This is a genomic window from Mesorhizobium sp. M7A.F.Ca.MR.148.00.0.0, assembly GCF_003997735.1.
In the GTDB taxonomy this organism is placed as follows: domain Bacteria; phylum Pseudomonadota; class Alphaproteobacteria; order Rhizobiales; family Rhizobiaceae; genus Mesorhizobium.
This window is the reverse complement of the sequence record NZ_RZTB01000032.1, coordinates 44,852-47,870: the sequence shown is the minus strand read 5'-3', so window position 1 is coordinate 47,870 and position 3,019 is coordinate 44,852. Positions and strand designations below refer to the sequence as shown.

The following is a 3,019-nucleotide window of genomic DNA, read 5'->3' as shown; positions in this document are numbered from 1 at the left end:
TGAATCGTCGGTGCCGACCATGGATCGTCGGCGAAGATGACGGCCGGTGCGCCTTTCGGCAGCAGCGCGTCGAACAGACGCAGTTTGGCGCGGTGATAGTCCTCGATGGTCGGATGATAGTCCATATGGTCCCGGCCGAGATTGGTGAAGCCGCCGGCCGCCAGCTTCACACCGTCCAGACGGCGCTGGTCGAGCCCATGGCTGGAGGCCTCCATCGAAGCGTGGGTAACGCCGGCATCCGCCAATTCCCGCAGCAATTGATGCAGGGCGACCGGATCGGGCGTCGTCAGCGAGCCATAATCGTTGCGCCCAGGCGCCACCACGCCGGTGGTGCCGATCGAAGCGGCGGCATAACTGGCCTGCTCCCAGATCTGCCTGGTGAAAGCCGCGACCGAGGTCTTGCCACTGGTGCCGGTCACCGCGACCATGATCTCAGGCTGCTTGCCGAAATAGCGTGCCGCACTCAGCGCCAGCGCCAGGCGCGGATCGTCGACCGCCAGCACCGGTACAGGGATCCCGGCAAAGGTGCTGCCCTTGCCCGCCACGATCGCGGCCGCACCGCGCGCGGCGGCGTCGGCGGCATAAACGGCACCGTCGGCCTTGGTTCCCGCGAGCGCAAAGAAGACAACACCCGCTTTTACCTGACGGGAATCCGAAGAAATCCCTGTAACCTCCAGATCGACGGAAGCTATTCCCTCGACGGGCAGGATACCGGCTAGATCTCTGAGCTTCATCGAGTCCCGTTCACCGCAACAAAATAGCGCGCTGTTGCCGGCGCGCCCTAAGAATCACTGATAGGAAACCAGCGTTGCACCATTTTCATGGCTGAAATCTGGCTTCACGCCAAGCATGGCAGCTGAACGCCTGATGATATTGCCGGCCATGACCCCCGCATTTGCGGCCGCGACATCCGTCATGCCGGGCTTTTCAGGGTGCGGAGCATCGGCAATGGTAAACACCAGATACTGCGGATCGTCCATCGGGAAGGCGGCGACGAAAGTGTTGAAATTCAAGTCCTTGGAGTAGCGGCCATTGACGACCTTCTCGGCCGTTCCGGTCTTGCCACCAACGCGGTAGCCGGGGACTCTGGCGTTTCGGGCAGAGCCCTTCTCGGCATTGAGCGAATAGAGGTAGCGCATGCCTTCGACGGTCTTTTCGCTCACCACTTTCTTGGCGGTGGCCATCGCTTCCGCCTGCGTGCGCACCAAAAAGGTAGGGTTCATCAGGAAGCCGCCATTCATCAACGCCGCGCAGCCCACAGCCGCTTGCAGCGGCGTCGTCGACACGCCATGGCCGAAGGCGATGGTGAATGAATTGACCTGTTTCCAGACCTTCGGTTCAGTCGGACGGGCAGTCTCCGGCAATTCGGTCTGCATCCTGTCCAGAAGGCCAAGGCGATGCAGGAATTCGCGATGGCCCTCGATGCCGACCATCTCGGCTTCCCTGGCCGAGCCGATGTTGGACGAGTAGAGGAACACCTCCGGCAACGACAGCACACGGTTCTTGCCGTGGAAATCGTGAATGGCCTGATGGCCGACCCGGATTGGATGCGAAGCATCGAAGCGGCTCGCCATCGTCGCCTTGCCGGAATCGAGCGCCATGGCTGAGGTGAAGCTCTTGAAGGTCGAGCCCATCTCGTAGAGGCCCGCCGACATGCGATTCAGCCGGTCCTTGTCCTGTGCATTGTAGGGATTGTTAGGATCGAAATCCGGCACCGAGGCCATGGCCACCACTTCGCCGGTCTTGACGTTGAGCACGACAGCGCCGGCGCCCATGGCACGATAGCGCTCCAGGCCGGCGGCGATCTCGTCGCGCACCACATGCTGCACGCGCAGATCGATCGAAAGCTTTACCGGCTTGAGATCCTTGGCGATGGCAAGGCCCGATGCCTGCAGATCGCTCAAGCCTTGCTCGTCGACATATTTCTCCATTCCGGAGATGCCCTGGTTGTCGATGTTGGTGAGGCCGACAATGTAGGACGAGGTCTCGCCGCTCGGATAGAAGCGGCGCTTTTCGGTACGGAAGCCGAAACCGGGAATGCCGAGCTGCATGATGTCGGACTGTTGCTTGGGCGTCAGCTGCCGCTGCAGCCAGACGAAACCGGCGCCGCTCTTCAGCTTGTGGTAGGTCTGCTCATAGTCGATGTCCGGAAGCACCGTCGACAGCTTCTCGATCGCCTCATCGGCGTCGACAATGCGGCGCGGTTCTGCAAACAGCGACGCCGTCTTGATATCCGTGGCCAGCACTTCGCCGTTGCGGTCGACGATGTCGGGCCGCGATGCCGTCACCCGGCTCTGCGGACCGCCCGACATGTCGGGGGTCTGGAAGCCGAGATAGACCAGCCGCCCTGATATGGTCGAGAAGATACCGAAGAACACCGCCATCGTCATGACGATGCGCGTCCTGCCCTTGCCGCCGGTCGCCTTGCGGGCGCCCTCGACCACGATCGATCCATCTTCACTCGTCCTGGCGCGACGCTTCAGCAGTTTGCCGATCATTGGGCGATGCCTCCGGTCACGACGGGATCCTTACTGTCCGAAGGCGCTTGGTCGGAATTGTCGGCCATGCCTCCCTGGCGTCCCGACAGGATGTCCTGGATGTCAAGGGATTTGGCCGGCAGGTCGCCGATGCCGCCGATCTGGCGAGCGCTGACCGGCTCGAGTTCGAGCTGCGATTTGTAGAGTTCGGCGAGCTTCTGCAGCCGCGACGGCTGGGTAAGCAGGCTCCAGTCGGCCTTGAGCAGGTCGATCGTGTCCTCCTCATAGCGTATCTGCGCATGGATCTTCTGCACCGCGGCCAATTGTTCCTCGGCCTCGCGCTTGGCCTTGTAGGTAAGGGCCGCGACCGCAACCATGACGGCGATCAGGACAATGTCGCTGGTACGAAACACTTAGCTACCTCTCCCCCGGCCGGCCTGTGCCGGGAAGTGTTGGGCTGGGAAGTTTTGGAAGGCCGAAAATCGAAAAATCGCTGCTGCGCGCTGGCGCATCCGTGCGGATTGCCCCGCGCAGCCTGGCCG

3 protein-coding genes and 1 pseudogene are annotated in these 3,019 nt (G+C 62.1%); all 4 read right to left on the bottom strand.

Features of this window, described 5'->3' with window-relative positions; genetic code table 11:
• A partial coding sequence (locus EOB49_RS37655; protein WP_245472716.1) for a Mur ligase family protein occupies window positions 1–734 on the bottom strand: 734 nt, incomplete at its 3' end.
• A 54-nt stretch (window positions 735–788) separates the two neighbouring features.
• Complete coding sequence (locus EOB49_RS15095; RefSeq protein WP_027034944.1) at window positions 789–2,498, bottom strand: penicillin-binding protein 2; 1,710 nt, start codon at window positions 2,496–2,498, stop codon at window positions 789–791.
• Window positions 2,495–2,890, bottom strand: a complete 396-nt coding sequence (locus EOB49_RS15090) for a hypothetical protein (protein ID WP_127271473.1) — start codon at window positions 2,888–2,890, stop codon at window positions 2,495–2,497. The genes EOB49_RS15095 and EOB49_RS15090 overlap by 4 nt, the downstream gene beginning before the upstream one ends.
• A gap of 4 nt (window positions 2,891–2,894) precedes the next feature.
• A pseudogene (locus tag EOB49_RS37650) lies at window positions 2,895–3,019 on the bottom strand (16S rRNA (cytosine(1402)-N(4))-methyltransferase); the annotation flags it as partial.